This is a genomic window from Weissella ceti (assembly GCF_018394055.1).
In the GTDB taxonomy this organism is placed as follows: domain Bacteria; phylum Bacillota; class Bacilli; order Lactobacillales; family Lactobacillaceae; genus Weissella; species Weissella ceti.
The window spans coordinates 684,827-702,721 of sequence record NZ_CP074441.1; the positions used below are offsets into that span (position 1 = coordinate 684,827).

The following is a 17,895-nucleotide window of genomic DNA, read 5'->3' on the forward strand; positions in this document are numbered from 1 at the left end:
ATAATATTGATTAGTAAGATGCCAAAATGTTAGTTGTGTACTTATCGCTGTCTGCAGGCTTTGTAATAAAGGCTTGCATACCAGTTGCGGCATTCATACGAATTTGCACTGGGACGGCATTTGGCAAGTAGCTTGGGGCATTTTGTGCCACATAAGCAGCAAAGTTTTCAATTTCAGTTGCAGAATAGAATTGGGTTGTGATGTTCACGTTCAACCCTTGCAAGTTACCGTCTGAGTAACGTGCTTGTCCTGTCACAGTTGAAAGATTTGGGAAGAACTTTTCAATCAAATCAGTAAAGTTAGTAAAACTACCATTCAAGTCCGTTCCAAGTGGTTGTTCATCCTTACCAGGCATTGCTGGTTGCATTGGGAACACTACTGTTTCATTCTTCAATGTCTTAAATTCACTGACTGAGTTTCCAGAAGTTGATTCTGTCCAGCTGTAGAAGTTACCACCAGATAATGAATCGTCCTTACCTTGTGCGTACAAAGCAACAACGATGTGTGTATCCTTGTTAACACCTTCTAGCTTACGGTAACGAGCGACTACTTCTTGTGCAATTCGTTCACCTTCACGTTTACGATCAGCATCGCTAATGTCCTGCTTAAACTTAGGACCGTACTTTTCCTTTTCGTAAATGTCTTGCGTGTTCATCGCAAGACCAATCACAATTCCATCAAGTTGAACGTCGTTTCCACGTTGGACCATGAAATCTTGTTCTTCGATTGTTTGCAAGTACATTGGGATACGCTTGTCGTCAGTCTTACCGTTATCCTTAGGATTTAGCCCTTCAGCATTGTCCTTTGATTGACGGTTCAACCACTTTTCAGCTGTTTTCGCATCCAAGTATTGACCTTCTTGGAAGACATACTTACTAGTACTGAAGTGATCCTTTGAAAAATCAAGCAATCCTGTTTGGAAGCTAACCATGTTCAATTGGTTGGCATTTTGCGCAGCCGTAATTCCACGAGCCTTGCTTGTCACATAACGACCATTTTGAATAACCGTCTTGTACGCACCATCACCCTTGGCTGTCACTTGGACATCCTTGGAATCTTTCTTAGCTGTTTTTGGTGTGCCAAAAGCATTCCCTGCGTTTTGTGAGAAGTAATTACTAAAGAAAACAAGTACACCCATCAGGATAATAATTACACCACCAAATAATATCCACTTTAACCATTTTCCATTGAACGGCATCCCACTTCTCCTTTTTCACTGTCTACACATTTGTAGATCTGATTTATCACTTTATATACGAACCTTAATTATACAGCACTTCTCAAGTACGATACAACATCAACCCTTGAGAATACTTTAAAAACACCCTATTATTGGCTGTTCTGTTCAACGAGCTTGGCAAAACAAAAGAAAAAGGAATTGATTAAGATCAATTCCTTATCTTCATTTATAAATCTAAAACATAAACCCAAAGATACTTAAACATCCATTTGTTCTTTTAGATTTTGTTCAGTCCAAATTTCGATTCCTAAGTCTTGCGCCTTAGTCAACTTTGAACCTGCATCTGCTCCAGCAACTAACAAGTCCGTCTTCTTAGAAACAGACCCAGCCACGGTCGCTCCTTGGCTTTCTAACCAATCACTCGCTTGTGTACGCGTCATTTCCGTTAACTTACCAGTTAGTACGACCTTCTTACCAGCTAAGACACCATCTGTATTAACGATAATGTTTGAGGCAAAGGCCATATTCAAACCTAGTGCTTGTAAGTCAGTAATCAATTGTTGCGCTAATGGTTCAGCAAAGTATTGTTCAATGCTTTCACCAATCACCAACCCAATCCCTGGAATTTCAGCGATTGATGCCGCATTAGCTTGCATCAAGTTTGGAATGGTTTCAAACTTTTGCAACAAGATTTTCGCGACCTTAGCTCCAACATTACGAATACCTAATCCAAACAATAGCTTGTCAGCAGAGTTTTCCTTTGACGATGCTAATGCTTGTAATAGATTATTCGCCGATGTCTCACCGAACTTTTCAAGTCCGACCAATTCATCCATTGTTAATCGGTATAAGTCCGCAACATCATGTACCAAATCTTTTGCCACTAGTTGGGCAATGATCTTTGGCCCTAATCCATCAATGTTCATGGCTAATCGTGATGCAAAATGCGCCAAGCGTTCTTGCATTTGCGCTGGACATTGTGGGTTGATACAACGTAAGGCCACTTCACCATCAACGTGCACTAAGTGTTCGTGACACTCTGGACACTCCGTTGGCACCACGTACGCTTCACTATCAGCGTCACGCTTTTTCAAGTTCACAGCACGAATTTCAGGGATAATATCGCCTGCCTTATGCAAGTAGACTGTGTCACCCAAGCGGATATCTTTATCAGCAAGATATGTTGGATTATGCAATGATGCACGTGCTACAGTTGTTCCTGCTAATTGAACAGGTGTCATAACCGCAGTTGGTGTAACAACTCCCGTACGCCCGACTGTCCATTCAATATCTTCCACAACTGTTTCTGCTTCTTCAGGCGGGAACTTGTAGGCAATTGCCCAACGTGGAACCTTAACAGTATTCCCAAGTTCTTCTTGTTGATGGAAGTCATCAACTTTAACGACGATTCCATCAATACCATATGGCAAGCCATCACGATCATCAGTGTGACTTGCAATGTAGTCTTCTAGTTCTGGAATCCCTGCCGTAATGTGTGCACTTAATTCGTTAACTGGTAATCCCAATTCCGCAAAGCGCTTAATCACATCTTGTTGTGTTGTTACACCAAGGCGTTGTTCCGGTTCCACTGCTTGATAAAGGAAGGCAGACAAGCCACGTTCTTTAGTCACCTTTGCATCTAATTGACGCAATGAACCCGCTGCCGCATTACGGGGATTAGCGAATGTTGCTAATCCTTCTGCTTCACGTTGCTCATTCAACTTAGCAAAAGCTGCCTTAGGCATGTACACTTCACCGCGGACTTCAACAGTGATCGGTTCGGTCAATTCGGCTGGAATGTCTTTGATTTGTTGCACATTACGTGTCACATCTTCTCCGATACTTCCATTTCCACGTGTTGATGCTTGTACAAGCTTTCCATCAACATATTCCAAGCTAATTGCTAAACCGTCAATTTTCAATTCAGCATTGTATGCCAAATCATGGTGGAATTGCTTTTGTGTGGTCGACATCCAGTCAGAAAGTTCTTCGATGCTAAAGACGTCTCCCAAAGACAACATGGGTACCTCGTGTGGTACCTTAGCTAGTTCTTCTTTAACTGCTGATCCACCAACTTGTTTTAGAATTGAATCATCAGAAATCAAGCTTGGATATGCTTCGCTCAAGTGCACAAGTTCCGCGTATGTCTTGTCATACTCTGAATCTGCCACACTTGGTGCATCTTGTTCATAATATTCTTGCGCCCAGCCCTTTAATTGGCTTTCTAGCTTTAGAATGCGGTTCTGAGCATCTTTTTCATTACTAAATGATTGTTCATTTACATTCGTCATGGTTAAAAACTCTCTTTATTTAGTCTTCTACTTTAGTGATTGGCGCAAATGATGCCAACAAACGCTTAATCCCGTCGTTTGGGAACACAATATCTAGTTCAGTGTTATCCCCTTCACCAGAAATCTTAACGACACGCCCGATTCCCCATTTTTTGTGTGAGACACGATCGCCATCTTTCCATGACTTAGCCGCAACTTCAGTATTCTTACCACTCACAGTTGGTGCCGTAGCACGTGCTGTTTGATTCTGCGCAACACGAGAACGCCCTGAGAAAGTTGTGCCTGTTGCTGTTTGCGTACGACGAGCGAATGGATAATCACCACCACCATTTGATCGACCTGAGAAACCAGTACTGATTGGTTCAGGTGACATAATCAAATTGCTATCAATTTCATTGATGAAACGTGATTGTGGATTCGTTAATGTCTTACCATATAGCAAACGAGAAAAGGCGTTTGTGATAAATAACTTTTCCTTGGCACGTGTAATTCCAACATAAGCAAGACGACGTTCTTCTTCCATCAACTTTGTTTCGTTGTTGGCACTTCCCAATGGGAACAATGTTTCTTCCATTCCCACCAAGAATACGACTGGAAATTCAAGCCCCTTCGCCGCGTGCAAAGTCATCAATGTCACTTGGTCATTCGTTTGTTCATCAACATTATCCAAGTCAGACACCAACGCCAATTCTCCTAGGAAATCAACGTACTTTGAGACACTGTCTTCAGATGGTTGATAATTTTGATCGAATTGCGCCGTTACTGACAAGAATTCGGCCAAGTTTTCTAGACGACCTTGGTTTTCTGGTGTTGGGGTTGCCTTCAATGTCTTTTCATATTCTGACTTGTCTAAGATTGCCTTAGTTAGGTCAGAGATACTCAAGTCTTCTGTCATGTTAGCGCGTAAGTCATTAATCATGGCGGCGAACTTCATCAATTGATTAGCTGCACGCGCTGTCAAACCAGGTACTAAACTAGCATTCATCGCTGTTTCCAACAATGTCCAGTTGTTTTGGTTGGCAAAGGCGCGGAACTTTTCTAGACTGGTTAGTCCAATTCCACGCTTTGGTTCGTTAACGACACGCAAGAAACTTTCGTTATCGGCTGGATTCGTAACCAATGAGAAGTATGCTAAGACATCACGAATTTCTTTACGGTCATAAAACTTTGACCCACCCACAATCGTATATGGCATGTTGGCTTTCACCAACGTTTCTTCCATTCCACGAGATTGCGCATTTGTACGGTACAGAATAGCGAAGTCCTTGTAATGACGGCCATCTTCTTCGATACCTTTTTTAATTTGGCTGATGACATACGCTGCTTCATCACGGTCACTTTGGGCACGGTAGTAGGTAATCTTTTCCCCTGCACCATTATCAGTCCACAAGTTCTTCGCAATACGTGCATCATTGTTTTCAATCACGCCATTGGCTGCGTCCAGGATTGTTTGTGTTGAACGGTAGTTTTGTTCCAACATAACTGTCTTGGCATCTGGATAGTCCTTTGTGAAGTCCAACATGATTTGCATGTTAGCCCCACGCCAACCATAGATTGACTGGTCAGAGTCACCAACAACCGCCAAGTTACGATGTAGGCCTGACAATAGTGTTACTAGACGGTATTGGGCATCGTTGGTGTCCTGATACTCGTCGACGTGGACATATAAGAACTTTTCTTGGTAGAACGCTAGTACTTCAGGTTCCTTTTCCAACAATTCAATAGTAAGCATGATTAAGTCATCAAAATCGACTGATTGCGCCAAGCTCAATTGGTGTTGGTATTCCTTATAAACCTTCGCCACAACATCTTCAAATGGACCAGATGCGTCTTCAGCGTACAACTTAGGTGTCAAAAGAGCGTTCTTCGCATTGGAAATCGCACCTTGCACACTGCGTGGGTCGTACTTATCGGTATCGACCTTCATATCCTTCAAAATACGCTTCACTAGACTCTTTTGTGCACTGGAATCCACAATCGTGAAATCCTTCTTATATCCCAAGCGATCAATGTCACGACGAAGAATGCGAACTGCCAACGCGTGGAAAGTTGATACCCAAACAGCATCCGCATCTTGTTGTGAAACAAGCGTTCCAATACGTTCCTTCATTTCACGTGCAGCCTTATTCGTAAATGTAATCGCCAAGATACGCCATGGCATAACATTCAAATCTTGGATTAAGTGGGCAACACGATGTGTCAAAACACGTGTCTTACCTGATCCGGCACCGGCCATAATCATTAATGGTCCTTCGGTGGTACTTACGGCCTCGGCCTGGCGTTCATTCATGCCATCTAATAATGACGTCATATTCCCCTCCTTGAGATGTCTCTCTTGTATTCATTCAACACATGAACACAAACCCTATTTTATTTTGTTAATCATCATATTTAATCAGCTCATTGGGTAATGAATACATCGCCTCAAAATGAGCCTATAAACACAATACAGTTCTTAAATTATATCATAGATACAAAGGTCCCGAACCCATCACAAAACATCTAAGCCAATAAAAAAAGAGTAGCTAACACTACTCTTTCAATGGATTCAATTACTTCTTCCCTTTATAAAACTTGTACACCGGATATGTGATAGAAACAAAAATGAACACCGTAATCAATAATGCAAACATTTGAAATGACATCATACTCTCCTCAGATTCCCTAAAAACACTATGTAATATCTTTATCATAGCAAATTTCAAACAAATTACAAAACAAGTTCATATTTTTAATTTTTAAACATGATCTAACCATCCAGATGAAACAAAAAGACCTAATCACATGCATGATTAGGTCCCTATCCAAGATTTAGCTGTATATTACAATCCAAACTTGCTCTTTACGTTATCAACCGCAGCTTCTGCAGTGTCCTTCGCCTTTTCAACAAGTTCTTCGTTGTTTTCCGCAAAGTCCTTTGCCTTTTCAACCAAGTCATCCCCGTTTTCAGAAACGAAATCCTTGGCAGAGTTAAACATATCGTTCAAATTAATATCTTTTAAAACCATTGGTATATAGCCATCCTTTTATAGAAGTTCCGCACAAGTTCCGCACCACAATTTCATGCGTTGCGCACGATGATACGAAAAAAGACCCTGTTGCCGATAGAGTTAATTCTACCAGTAACAGGGTCTTTTTGTATATTTAATTATAATTCCATGAACTTGTCCGCATTAAACCAAACAATGCCATATCCAGTGTAGTCAATTCCGACTCCATTTGACTTAACATCGTACTTGTCAATTTTACCATGATTGTAACCATGGGCGAACTTAACCATATCGCCAATTTGAGTATTAGCTTGGTTTCCGCGTGTCATGTTATCAACGATTGCCAACGGAATCCCGTTGTTAGTCCAATCTACTCGACGTGATCCAGCCAAGTCGTAGTTAACGAATTGCCAGATACCATTCACCTTCTTGATCGCATCAACACGGAATGTCTTGTATGCAGTAAATTGGTTGCTGAATAACTTGAATTGTTCAATAGCCGTATTAGCTTGCTTTTGCTTCTTAGGCTTGTAAGTTGGCTTGGCTGAGCTGCCTGCCATGCATGACTTGATACGTTCAATGAAGTAGTCTTGCACAGCGGTATTGTCACCGTGCAATTCGACTGAACGATGTGGACATGCAGTCGCACTGAATTGCTTGTGCAACTTAACGGTCTCACGATTAGCTGGCAAGTTGTAACGCTTCAGAACTTGTGCAGCCAGCTTCAATGCAGCTTCTTCATTCTTCTTGAATTGAGCAAGGTCTCCCTTTGATTGACATGCTTCAATTCCAATGTAGTTTGCATTTCCGTATGGTGTAGCTGTGTGCCACGCAATACTTGTTTCTTCTGCTGCCTTCAGCGTTCCGTCGCTTGCTACATAGTAATGAGCGAAGCCGTTTTCTAGCGTATGAGTTGCTAGCCAATTTGAGTAAAATGCAATGTTCGCACCATTTCCGCCGGCGTCATTATGGATAACAACTCCCTTGGGTGCATATCCGCGAGCGATATTTCCTAAACGTGACTCTGCAATAGCCATTACTTGACCTCCCTAACTTGGTTGATGTAGCCTTCTAGTTGTTCTTCCGTGAACTTGTGCGCGATGCCGTTATCCTTCAAGCGTTGGTTTAGCATGTCGATAGCCTCTTGCTTCTTGCGTTCAGGCAAGTAGCGGTTAGCTTGTCCAATTGACTCAACAACTTGAATTGCGAATCCAAGCGCCATCTTGATGCGTTCATTCTTAGACTTCAAACGAAGCGTATTAAAGGCTTCGCGCAAGATAGGACTCAACATTCCGACCAAAATAAAAACGCCCGTTAAGGCGTTAAAGTCAATATTCATTACTGTTCTCCTTTTTCAAGGTACTCAATACGCTTATCGTGGCGTGCCATTTCCAAGTCGATACCATTCAAACGGTTATCGTGCACATCAAGACGTGTATTGATAAATTTTTCAAGCTTTTCTAGGTTTTCGTTAGTTCGATCAAGCGGCTCTTTGACGTTCTTATTCAATAAGTAGCCAAGAGCACCAACCAACGCCGAAAGTACCACGACCCACCCTTGCAGATTGGTCGGCATAAAATTCTCCATGTGTTTTCTCCTAATTTTTCACGATTTCCCATTCGCGCCATTTTTCTTCTGAATTACTGAACGTTCTAGCAAATCGCCAATTGATTTGGAAATAATGCCACGTCTCCTGACGGACGTACCCTTCAGCTTCAAATACCGTCAAATAGAAACTAGGGGTATCGCCAGAATAGGGGTTATTCACAATTGTCATTGCGCGATTATTATCCACAACGTGATATAACCCTTCCTCTCGGATATTATTCAAATTCGTGCCGGCTTGTAATTTAATACGCTCTGTAGGCGCATTGATTTTTATGTCTTTTGTTCCATCAAAAGGGATTCCATTAACTTTTCGTGGCGTTTTCAATTTATTTGTCGTTCCAGAATTACCTGAAATATTACCGATAATGGTTGACGCGAAGGTCATCACGCCTGAAATAGTTGCCGATTCAGTTTTGTTAACGAAATTAGACAAACGTTCCCAAATAGATTGCTTATCTTTATTAATTTCGGCAATTTTTTCTTCTAAGTCATTAACCACGTCATCAACGCGTTCATTCGTAGCTGAAGCTACAGGATCAACAGACGTACTAATTGCTCCTGTGGTTGTTAGTGTGATTTGAGGTCGTGTTGTAAATTCAGTGATTTCAGTTGCTGATTCAGACGGCATACGGAACGCAGTGTCTTTTGAATTAGCAATTGAAATTCCTGCCAAAAACTCTTGGTCGTTGTAACGAGCAACTAACAACAGCGTGTTGATTTGGTAGTCTGCTGCATTTTGTGTGTTGGTAAATACTCCAGTGATAGTAACTGTACTTCCAGTAATTGCAACACGACTAATAGTTGTTACTTGCTTTTCTTTGATGGTCTTCAAAACAGTGTCGTCTAAGCCATCAAGTTCTTCATGTGTAAACGTATCATCTGATGCGATTACGTGAACCCATTCTACTTTGTCCCCTGTTGCTGCCGCTTGCTGTGTTGCTGCTGCGAAACGGGCAGTCATTTTCCATTGACTATATGAATCTGACATTATTCTCCTCCTTTATTTGAGATACTTGCGCTGATTAAGTGATCAGTTCCAACTTGAACCGCACCGGACGTAGAAACTTGGTTGAAGTTGAACGTCGTAAACGTCAGATTGGCGGGCAAATAACGATTAAGCAAAACCTTAAGTCGCTTAATCGCTGAACTATCTGGCGTTTTGATTTTTACTTCAACATGAAATTTTGGCGCATCAACAATTAATTCAGCGTTAATGTTTAATGCCTCTAACACTTGACGTAAATTACCAATCGTAATTGGATTAGGCGGCAACAATTCCATAATCACTTTGTAGCGCCGGGTGTCCAAGTCCAACCCTGCTACGCCTGTAATCCCCAACATATTTTCGAAAATTGACAAACCTTGCGCGTCTGCCAACATCGCGAAATGATTATCACGATTAGTTTCAATCAACTTTTCCAATTCATTTAGCAGCGGTTGCTCAACACGCATGATCACGTCCATGTCGTAGATACCTTCGTAGTAGTCTGGAAGTAAACTCCCTAATCTAATTAGATCAGACATTAAATGACCACCTTTCCCAAGATTGGTAACTGTTGATTTTTAGCGTCTGTTTGAAGCGTTAAATCTTCTTCTGAACCGTTAAATTTAACTCCGTTAACATTGACCACCCCGTCAAGGCTAAGCAGTGCCACGATGATTTGAGAGCGGTATAGAGTGGTGCTATATGTTCGTTCATCTTCAGACATATCACCCCACTTCTTACGAACACTATCGAAATACAACGCTACAGCTTCTTCAATCGCTGCACCAACGTCTTCAATCGTGACGCTTGATTCAGTCTCAACTTGTGCAGCGACGTCAACAACGAAATTGTCAGGCGCTACTACAGTTACAGTGTGTCCAACGGGTGCGATACCGTAACCATTTCCACGACTGTCCATTGGATCAATTCGTGCTTGTACCTTGGCAATCAACTCTTTTGAAGGTGCTAAGAACTGATTATTTAGAATAGTTACTTTTACGCTTCCACCTCCGTTCCAAGTTGGGAACACTTGCACCCCTGAAACGTCGTCCATGCTGGTCACGAAATCGATATAATCCGCAACGTTTCCACCGAACTTGATTACACCATTAGAACGAATTAAACGTTCTCGCAATTCGTCATCAGTTTCTTCATCACGCGCTGGAATGGTGATCTCTACAATCTCGGCATCTCCAAAGCGACTAATAGCAGACAATGGGAGGATTCGACCTGTATAAGAGTTCCCGGCTTCTCCTGTTGTGTCAGCTACTAATGTTGCCATTCCTGCTACATCAGATACTTCAGTCACGATGTAATATACTGGCTCTTCGCCAATACTTGCGAATCTATCACCAACACCGGGCACTAGAGGTTCGCCTATTTCATCAATGAACTTCCCGACTGCTTCTGCTTGTGTAGCTTTGACGCGAGACATGCCGCGCTCTTCAGCTTTATAGTCTAAAAATTGCCCTGTAGCTGTCTGCGTGAACGTCTGCATAGTCGCGTCTGATAATTTCATAGCAAGTTGTGCCATGACATATGAGGCAGGCGCTACGGCGTCATAAATGATGGAACCCTGACGCGTATCCATGTTATCCGGTACACGATCAAGAACTTCATCAAGAAACCACTCATAGTCCATCTTTTGAATTTCAGCTGCTAATTCCTTCGGGCTCATTGCTCTACCTCCATTTCTGTTTCAATTTCGCCAAACATTGTTGTGATTGATACTGTTACCGACAATGTAGTGGCATTTAATTGCGTGATTTCATTAATATCAACGCTGTCAACTCTGTCATCGCCAAGCAACGCTTCTTTTACCATTCGTTCAATTTCAGATAGTACATAGTCATAATCTTTCCCGATTAAATCGTTTAAGTCGTGCCCGTACTGATCATCATAAATTTCAAAAATAAAACGCTCTGTCCGAAGCACCTTATCAATTGCTTGAGACATAGCGTCTTTTTCGTCTATCATTCCGATTATTCGTCCGTTTTGAACAGAGTACGTCAAAGAAGGTGCCGTGTACTCTTCGATTTCATCGCCAAATGCTAAAAGGTCATCTTCTGGCGCTTCGTCTGGGCGATTATCAATAAATTCTTCGTTCATTAACGCCTCCTATCTAATACATAGAAAGATTGACCTTTTCCGTGACGGAGTAGCGTCACACCGTCTCCTACTTGCAGACTATCGTCCACTTCCAAAGACTTGCCATCAATCTTCATCTTGTATTTAGTTCCAACGCGTCCTAGCGAAATCATTGCAGAAGGCAATTCAAGTCCGCCACCGATTTTAATTTCCAACGGTCTGACCGATGAAACTTTTCCGTAAACAATATCTGCTAGTTCGCTATCGTTTCCGCCACGTCCTGCTAATTGTGCAGCCAACCATTCTCCTGCCATTAGTCCAACTCCATTTCTATATCCATAGTCCAATTAGGACCAAAATAATGCGTTACTTTCGTTGCAAACATGCGGCGTGTTCCAATACCAATATCTCGCAAGCTTTGAATGTCAATGTAGAAGCGTTCTCCAGCGCGCATACCTAGCCCGCTGCTTGCTTCCATAGTCCCGATAGCGGTGATTGAGAACGTCTTATCTTCAACGTTCTTTTCTTTCAAACGACGATTAACTAATCGCTCCATTTGAGCGTCGTTAAGTTTATCGTCCGCTTTTTCAACGATTTGTAATGGACCATATCTATCAATACTTTTCGAACTGCTAGCGGATTTAGTTGTGTAAACTGATCGTTGTTTCTTATCCTTTGTTTCGCGAACAAGTTTGATGATGTTCGCTGTTTCGTCAACCGAACGAGTGTAATTCCAGCCTGTAGCCAGCTCTTTGTCGCCAATGACTAAGAATTTATCCCACGTCACTTCTTCAGCAACAAGCTGGACAGAACCGTATACATCACGCAAGAAAACACGTAATCCTTCCCGGCGCTTCACTTCTTTTGCCCATTCACTTAAGCGGTCAAAATGAGTTTGTCCGTCTTGGATTTCTTCAATCAGATTAATTTTTGATTTGCTTAAGTTCTTATAGCTGATACCACCGATAGAACGCATAATCTTTGAGAAACGTTCGCCAATTTTACCAATACGCCACACGATCATGTCTTGGTTCTTCAAATAACGAAGATTATCAAACGCCGTTACAGTAAATACTTCTTTGCTGGAGTAATCGACTTCAAAAACACGTCCTTTAAAAATCTTCATGCCGTCCCACTTAAATTCGACTTTATCTCCGTTTTGAGGGACAAAACCTTCATCTACTTCCAATAATTTGAATTTAAGCGAGCCAGCCGAGAAGTTAACGTCCGTTTCCCAAACGATTTCAGTAGCAAGTGGTGCTACGTCCCAGCGTTTCGTACGGGATTCCATTGTGAAATGTGTGACCGCCATTACTTCACCGCCTTCTTGGACACCCAACCACGCCAACCGCCTTGCATGTTAGTCACATGGTATGGGAATTTTGCTCCTTTGTTGACAAAGTTGATCTTACGTTTGGCGTTACGTTCAGTTTGACCGGGTCCCGCCCCGTATGAATCACGGTGCAATCGTCCGTTAACAGTGACAACTGACCCAACACCAATCTTGCGAGGTGGTTTAGGGCGCTTAGGTGCTTTCTTGGCAACCTTTTTCTTAGCTTTAGCTTTCACGTTCAGCTTGCGCGCTGCAAACTGACGCCATTCCTTAACTTCAAGAGTGAACTTGAATTCAGAATCATTACCGTCAACTTTTCCATAATTGAACTTCTCAATAGTCGCAGGGAAATTAATTTTGCCGCCGCTGATCACAATTCGACCGGGCTTCTTGCTGTCTTGCCAATCGCGAAAGAAATTAATGTATTCAATCGCTGTTCCTAAAGGACGTTTAGCTGTTACCAAATGCGAATGACTTGTATTAACGGGCAAAATCCCTTCGATTGGCATTTGATACAACTTTCGTTCGCCGATTCGATTAACTTCACCAGTTTTCAGAATAGTTTCAGGCTCATTATCAAATTCGATACCAACCATGAATTCAGCAGGCGCAATTGGCAACTCTACTGTTTTATTTTTGTGATTCGTGAAATAAAAACCTACGTGTGCCATATGCACCTCCTTTGTCAATAAACAACGGGCTTCTCACCCCGTTTGGCAGGTATGTTTGCGTACCTTTGTTAATGTGCTAGTCCTGCTTCGTACTTAGCACGCATAGCTGTTTCAAACTTCTCAAGAAGTGATTCTCCACTCTCGCCTTCAGCAGCTTGAATAGTAATAGCCCCTTGACCGAAATTGATATTTACATCATCGCCACTAGATTGAGTGCTTGAGTTGTTAATAGTTCCGCCGATAGCCCCTGATAGGTTACTTGATGGCACGCTTCCTGATGTAGACGGTGCCACACCTGAAACGTTACCAACGGCGGCATTAACTAGACCGTTTGCAGACTTAGTGACAGTTCCTGCTTCGTTGTCCATTCCGACCGCCATACCTTCACCGATATAGCGTCCTACTTGATCACGCATTAGACGTGACGGACTGTGAATTTTCGCCTTAGCACGAGCTGCACGCTCTGCTTCTCCAACCAAACGATTTGCTGCTGCAGTAACAGCTCCAAGAGCGGAATTCATACCGACTGCCAAGCCTTGCCCAATCATCATGCCGATTGATCGCATAGTACCTACAGCACGCATTCCAACGGATCTAATGCTAGACACCAGACGTGTCATTGCTGCCATGGCCATAGGTGTTCCCATAGTCAAACCAGCCGTAACACCCATTGATGCTGCAGTACCCAATTGAGTTCCATTAGATTTAGCAGGCGCAATCGCACTACTAAATGCTGAAAGCAATCCGCCCACGGCATCCTTTGCCGCACTACCAATGGTATCCAGTCCAGCCTTTACGATATCGATAGCCGTAACCATCTCTTTCAAACTAGCAGCACTATTAGCAGCGTTCTTGGCAATACTATTCATTTGCGTGTTCACTAGAGTTAGCGCAGCTAGTAATGCAACAGTACCTGCAGCAGCAACAACTGCTCCTGCACCAAATACAATCATTCCTGCACTGGCGACCAAAGCCCCAGCTCCAACTAGCAATAGCGAAGCTGCTAATAGTGGTAATGTGACAGACAAAATCAAAGTAGGTACTACTACCATCATCATTCCAACGAATAGCAACATAGCTGACGCACCAGCCATCATCATTCCTACCGCTGCGAGCATTGAACTGGCGCCAACCAACATCAAGCTTACTGACAACATCATAGAAGTCACGGTAAGCATCATAATGCCAGCACTAGCAACTAATGCCCCCATGCCGACCATAAGCAGTCCTACGCTCAAAATGCCAAGCCCAACACCTGCGACAAGTGATCCAACGCCAAATACTAGCAACGCGCCACCCAGTGCAAGGAACGCTAGAGCTGACTGTAGACCATACGTCGCGACAATTGGCAACTGCATAGCGAATAATGCAATACCTGCAGCCGCTATTCCGATACCAGTTCCAACTAAGAAGATTGCTGCGCCAAACGCAAGCATTCCGGGTGCTGCAATCGTAAGCATTGGACCAAGTAGCGCCATCATTCCTGCAAGTGCACCAATTGATAATGCGAACACTGCAACGCCAATAGCACCTTCAGAACCAGCTTGAGCAATTGGTGTCATTGCAAGCGCCATAACAGACACTGCTGCACCGAACGCCAAAATGCCGCCTAATCCAGCAGTTAGCTTAGTGCCCATTGTCCCAAGCACCGCAGCCATAATTCCAACACTAGCACCAAATGCAAGCATTGCAATTGCTCCGTCTCCGCCAGTCTTAGCTAATGGTTCGATAGCTCGCGCTAGCAATGCGATAGACGCAATAACAAGTGCTACACCTGCTAATTTCATCAAAGAACCAAATCCTCGCGACATAGCACCAGTTCCTTTGGCAGCCTTTGTTGTTGACTTACCTAAAGCATCTGAAGCCTTAGACGCTTGTTCAGCACCCTTTTTAAAGCCAAACAACTTGCGAGGGTTCAAGAAGCTACCTAGCTTTTTAAATGCACTGCCTGTTCCACCGATAACTCGACCTAACAGCTTGAATCCGCCTGCCATTCCGAAGATACCAACTATCATCGCGGCATTAGCTGCAATTGCACCGATGGCGCCCTTGTCCATAGACTTAAGCCCTTCGATCCATTTACCAGCGTTTTGAGTTATCTCTAAGATTGATTGTCCTAGATCATTTACACCTTTTCTAAACTTCTCATTGTTTTGATATGCGTAAACAAGCATTGAACCAATCGTGAAGATAGCTGTTAACCATGGGTGTTTAGTGACCATATCAAGCCCGCTACGAAGCGCACCCATAGACTTTGAAAAGGCTAAGGCTCCAGCAGAAGCCCCTAGGAATATCCCTGCCATAGGCGCTACTGCCTTTGCAAATGGCGTCAAGAACTTGGCAACATCACCAGCTATACTGAATGATTTTGCTATGGCTTTACCAAATGCTTGAAACATTGGTTTCATTTCGTTCAATTTCGCCTTAATTCCTTGGAATGCTGTAACCAAATTAGGTCCAATCTCTTGAATAATATGCGCCACTGAACGAGTTACGGCAGACTTAGCGACCGCGATCGCTGTAGCGATACCAGCAGTTGAGTCTTTCGCCATCTTGGAAGTGGCAGCCATCTTTTCTCCGCCCTTTTCATTCAATTCAATCAATGCTTTACCGAACTTATCCGCGCTAATCTTACCCTTTGAACCGAGTTCGACCATCTTGTCTTGGGTCATACCCATTTTCTTGGCTAATTCAGGTAATGCTCCAGCGGCTCCGTTGTCAATCAAAGCATTGAACGCTTCACCTTGAATCTTACCTTTACCGAACGCCTTCCCCAGTTGCATAACCGCACTAGCTGATTGTTCAGTCGTACCACCAAAACCAAGAATGGTATCGTTAATTGACTTGTATAACTTGACTGACTTATTCATATCCCCGTTAGCGGAAACGAACGTTTGAACACCTTGAACGGCTGTATCAAGCGCAGTAGGTAATCCATCAATCGCTGTATCTAGATTAGCCATTCCGACTTTAGCTTGGTTCGCACTAACACCTAAGTTACCGAATACCTTCCCAGAGTTACTCAACGTGTCAATACGACCAATAGCGCCATCGACGGAATTACTAACCACTCCCATTCCTTTGCTAATTGCACCGCCGACAAGGCTACCACCAAGCACAGCTTTAAACATTGAGCCAGACTTTTGAGCTTGCTCCCCCAATTGCTGAACGTCTTGTGTCGCCTTTTTAACACCTTCGCTAGGCATTGACCCCATAGATGACTTTAACGACTCCACGGCTTGTTTAGAGGCTTTAAACTCACCTCGCATCTTCTCGACGTTCTTTTCAGCCTTCAGCATGTCTGATGCTGACGCAGTACCAGCTTTCCCCAAAGCTTCCGCGTTAGATTTTGCTTCCTTAAATGCACGCCCTGCTAGTAATGCCATCTTTTCGGCACGTTGCATTTCTGATCCCATCTTATTGTTCTGATTCATAGCGGTGTTAAGTCCTTGAGTAGACTTCTTAACCATATTCATAGAACTGAACATTGATTTTAAGGGACCAGTAAACCGGTCATTAATTTGTAAGGTAGAACTAATTGTCGCCATTTTACTGGTCTCCTTTTTATATGTATCACGGGTTCCCCCGTGTATTAACGCCGGCGTCCTTTCGACTTCTTTTCAGCTCTCTTGCGCTCTTTCTCTTCCGCTTCCGTTCGTAAGTCGATACCAGCGATAATCATCGCTTTCTCGCGCTTACCTAGACCTGACCAGTAATCAGGCGTCCAGTGGAATTGATGCATAGCGTAGAAGTAGTACTCGAAATCTATCCCGTCGCCAGCCTTAATTAGTTTTTTACTTCTTCAACCAAGTCATCGACTGGTTCTTCATCAAAACCACTCAACTTACTGATTTCTTGGTACAATCCTGCCCATTGACCAGCCTTCAACATGGCGCGACCAGTATCAGCAGCGTTTGTTGTTCCGAAGTGTTCTTGCAAATCAGCTTCGTGCAAGTCTGGGAAAGTAATTGCTGTTACTGCCAACAAGTCCATAAACTTTGATTGATCAAGTTGTGTTGACATCACCCCGTTTTGCTTAACTGGGCGAGTTGCTTGCTTTTCAAGTGACTTGTATTCAGTTGCAGAAATAGAACGGATTTCAAATGGTTCTTCGAATTGAGAGAACTTGATTTCCTTTGTTTCTGTCAAAACTGATGCGTCCTTTAGCAAAAATGATTCGATTGACTTTTGTGCCATGGTTAAATTCCTCCGAGAATTAGATAGTTGAGTAGTTTTTGAGTAAATTAAAAGCGTTCCTTGTCAGTTACGACTAAGAACGCTTAGGACCTGTGAACTTGTTAGTAAGTTGGTATCCGTCGAATGAGAAGTCTGTTTCAGCCATCATCAATCCGTCGTCAGCTTCGATGTTGAACAATGGAATTTCGTCCAAAAGAACACCAGTGAGCACGATAGTTTGCTTACCAACAGATGAAGTCTTGTCTTCGATTGTTGTCGTGATAGACATTTCAGGAAGACGACCTGTGTTCTTGTACTTTTCAAGCACTTCAGAAACCCAGATTGAAGAAACCAAGTAACCGTTGATAGTTCCTGACCCTTCTGCAGAAGTTACCTTCTTACCCTTGAAACGTGTACCCAAACGAGCCACGTCTTCCTTGTTCAATTCAACTGATGCTGAAACTTCAGTTGCTTCAATAAACGGGTAGTTCTTCCCGTCAATCTTGACAACGACTGTACCTTCTTTGGCGCTGATCGCGTCGTTTTGGTTCAAAATTTGATTAGCCATATTTC

The 17,895-nt window shown here is 43.0% G+C and carries 18 protein-coding genes; all 18 read right to left on the minus strand.

From position 1 onward, the window contains the following. Nucleotides 1-10 precede the first annotated feature (10 nt). The 18 genes from KHQ31_RS03435 to KHQ31_RS03520 all read right to left on the minus strand — a co-directional run bounded on the left by KHQ31_RS03435 (nucleotide 11) and on the right by KHQ31_RS03520 (nucleotide 17,890). The gene (locus tag KHQ31_RS03435) at nucleotides 11-1,198 is read right to left on the minus strand and encodes a CamS family sex pheromone protein (protein WP_213409594.1); all 1,188 of its coding nucleotides are present in this window, start codon (nucleotides 1,196-1,198) and stop codon (nucleotides 11-13) included. 239 nt (nucleotides 1,199-1,437) lie between these two features. Further along, a complete protein-coding gene (gene ligA, locus KHQ31_RS03440; RefSeq protein ID WP_213409595.1) occupies nucleotides 1,438-3,471 on the minus strand; it encodes an NAD-dependent DNA ligase LigA in 2,034 nt (677 codons plus the stop codon). A gap of 19 nt (nucleotides 3,472-3,490) precedes the next feature. Then, the gene (gene pcrA / locus KHQ31_RS03445) at nucleotides 3,491-5,782 is read right to left on the minus strand and encodes a DNA helicase PcrA (protein WP_213409596.1); all 2,292 of its coding nucleotides are present in this window, start codon (nucleotides 5,780-5,782) and stop codon (nucleotides 3,491-3,493) included. A 511-nt stretch (nucleotides 5,783-6,293) separates the two neighbouring features. Beyond that, nucleotides 6,294-6,479: a hypothetical protein gene (locus KHQ31_RS03450; RefSeq protein WP_213409597.1), complete on the minus strand. Its 186-nt coding sequence runs from the start codon at nucleotides 6,477-6,479 to the stop codon at nucleotides 6,294-6,296. 140 nt (nucleotides 6,480-6,619) lie between these two features. Then, nucleotides 6,620-7,498 carry an N-acetylmuramoyl-L-alanine amidase gene (locus KHQ31_RS07880; RefSeq protein WP_264336068.1) on the minus strand — a complete coding sequence of 293 codons (879 nt, stop codon included), beginning with the start codon at nucleotides 7,496-7,498 and terminating at the stop codon, nucleotides 6,620-6,622. Then, nucleotides 7,498-7,800, minus strand: a complete 303-nt coding sequence (locus KHQ31_RS03460; protein ID WP_213409598.1) for a phage holin, LLH family — start codon at nucleotides 7,798-7,800, stop codon at nucleotides 7,498-7,500. The genes KHQ31_RS07880 and KHQ31_RS03460 overlap by 1 nt, the downstream gene beginning before the upstream one ends. After that, the gene (locus tag KHQ31_RS03465; protein ID WP_213409599.1) at nucleotides 7,800-8,048 is read right to left on the minus strand and encodes a hypothetical protein; all 249 of its coding nucleotides are present in this window, start codon (nucleotides 8,046-8,048) and stop codon (nucleotides 7,800-7,802) included. The genes KHQ31_RS03460 and KHQ31_RS03465 overlap by 1 nt, the downstream gene beginning before the upstream one ends. 10 nt (nucleotides 8,049-8,058) lie before the next feature. Further along, nucleotides 8,059-9,057, minus strand: a complete 999-nt coding sequence (locus KHQ31_RS03470; protein WP_213409600.1) for a pyocin knob domain-containing protein — start codon at nucleotides 9,055-9,057, stop codon at nucleotides 8,059-8,061. Next, a complete protein-coding gene (locus tag KHQ31_RS03475; RefSeq protein WP_213409601.1) occupies nucleotides 9,057-9,593 on the minus strand; it encodes a putative phage tail protein in 537 nt (178 codons plus the stop codon). Before KHQ31_RS03475 ends, KHQ31_RS03470 begins: the two co-directional genes overlap by 1 nt. Then, a complete protein-coding gene (locus KHQ31_RS03480) occupies nucleotides 9,593-10,732 on the minus strand; it encodes a baseplate J/gp47 family protein (RefSeq protein WP_213409602.1) in 1,140 nt (379 codons plus the stop codon). The genes KHQ31_RS03475 and KHQ31_RS03480 overlap by 1 nt, the downstream gene beginning before the upstream one ends. Then, on the minus strand, nucleotides 10,729-11,163 hold the full coding sequence (locus tag KHQ31_RS03485; protein ID WP_213409603.1) for a DUF2634 domain-containing protein: 435 nt from the start codon (nucleotides 11,161-11,163) through the stop codon (nucleotides 10,729-10,731). Before KHQ31_RS03485 ends, KHQ31_RS03480 begins: the two co-directional genes overlap by 4 nt. Continuing rightward, a complete protein-coding gene (locus KHQ31_RS03490; protein WP_213409604.1) occupies nucleotides 11,163-11,456 on the minus strand; it encodes a DUF2577 family protein in 294 nt (97 codons plus the stop codon). The genes KHQ31_RS03485 and KHQ31_RS03490 overlap by 1 nt, the downstream gene beginning before the upstream one ends. After that, nucleotides 11,456-12,454, minus strand: a complete 999-nt coding sequence (locus tag KHQ31_RS03495; RefSeq protein WP_213409605.1) for an XkdQ/YqbQ family protein — start codon at nucleotides 12,452-12,454, stop codon at nucleotides 11,456-11,458. Before KHQ31_RS03495 ends, KHQ31_RS03490 begins: the two co-directional genes overlap by 1 nt. Next, nucleotides 12,454-13,146 (minus strand): hypothetical protein, encoded by a 693-nt coding sequence (locus KHQ31_RS03500; protein WP_213409606.1) that lies wholly within the window; start codon nucleotides 13,144-13,146, stop codon nucleotides 12,454-12,456. Before KHQ31_RS03500 ends, KHQ31_RS03495 begins: the two co-directional genes overlap by 1 nt. Before the next feature lie 68 nt (nucleotides 13,147-13,214). After that, a complete protein-coding gene (locus tag KHQ31_RS03505) occupies nucleotides 13,215-16,694 on the minus strand; it encodes a tape measure protein (RefSeq protein WP_213409607.1) in 3,480 nt (1,159 codons plus the stop codon). Between the two features lie 44 nt (nucleotides 16,695-16,738). Beyond that, the gene (locus KHQ31_RS03510) at nucleotides 16,739-16,888 is read right to left on the minus strand and encodes a hypothetical protein (protein ID WP_213409608.1); all 150 of its coding nucleotides are present in this window, start codon (nucleotides 16,886-16,888) and stop codon (nucleotides 16,739-16,741) included. Between the two features lie 44 nt (nucleotides 16,889-16,932). Continuing rightward, entirely contained in the window at nucleotides 16,933-17,343 is a 411-nt protein-coding gene (locus tag KHQ31_RS03515; RefSeq protein ID WP_213409609.1) for a phage tail assembly chaperone, read from the minus strand. A 73-nt stretch (nucleotides 17,344-17,416) separates the two neighbouring features. Continuing rightward, nucleotides 17,417-17,890 (minus strand): phage tail tube protein, encoded by a 474-nt coding sequence (locus KHQ31_RS03520; RefSeq protein ID WP_213409610.1) that lies wholly within the window; start codon nucleotides 17,888-17,890, stop codon nucleotides 17,417-17,419. Nucleotides 17,891-17,895: the final 5 nt, after the last annotated feature.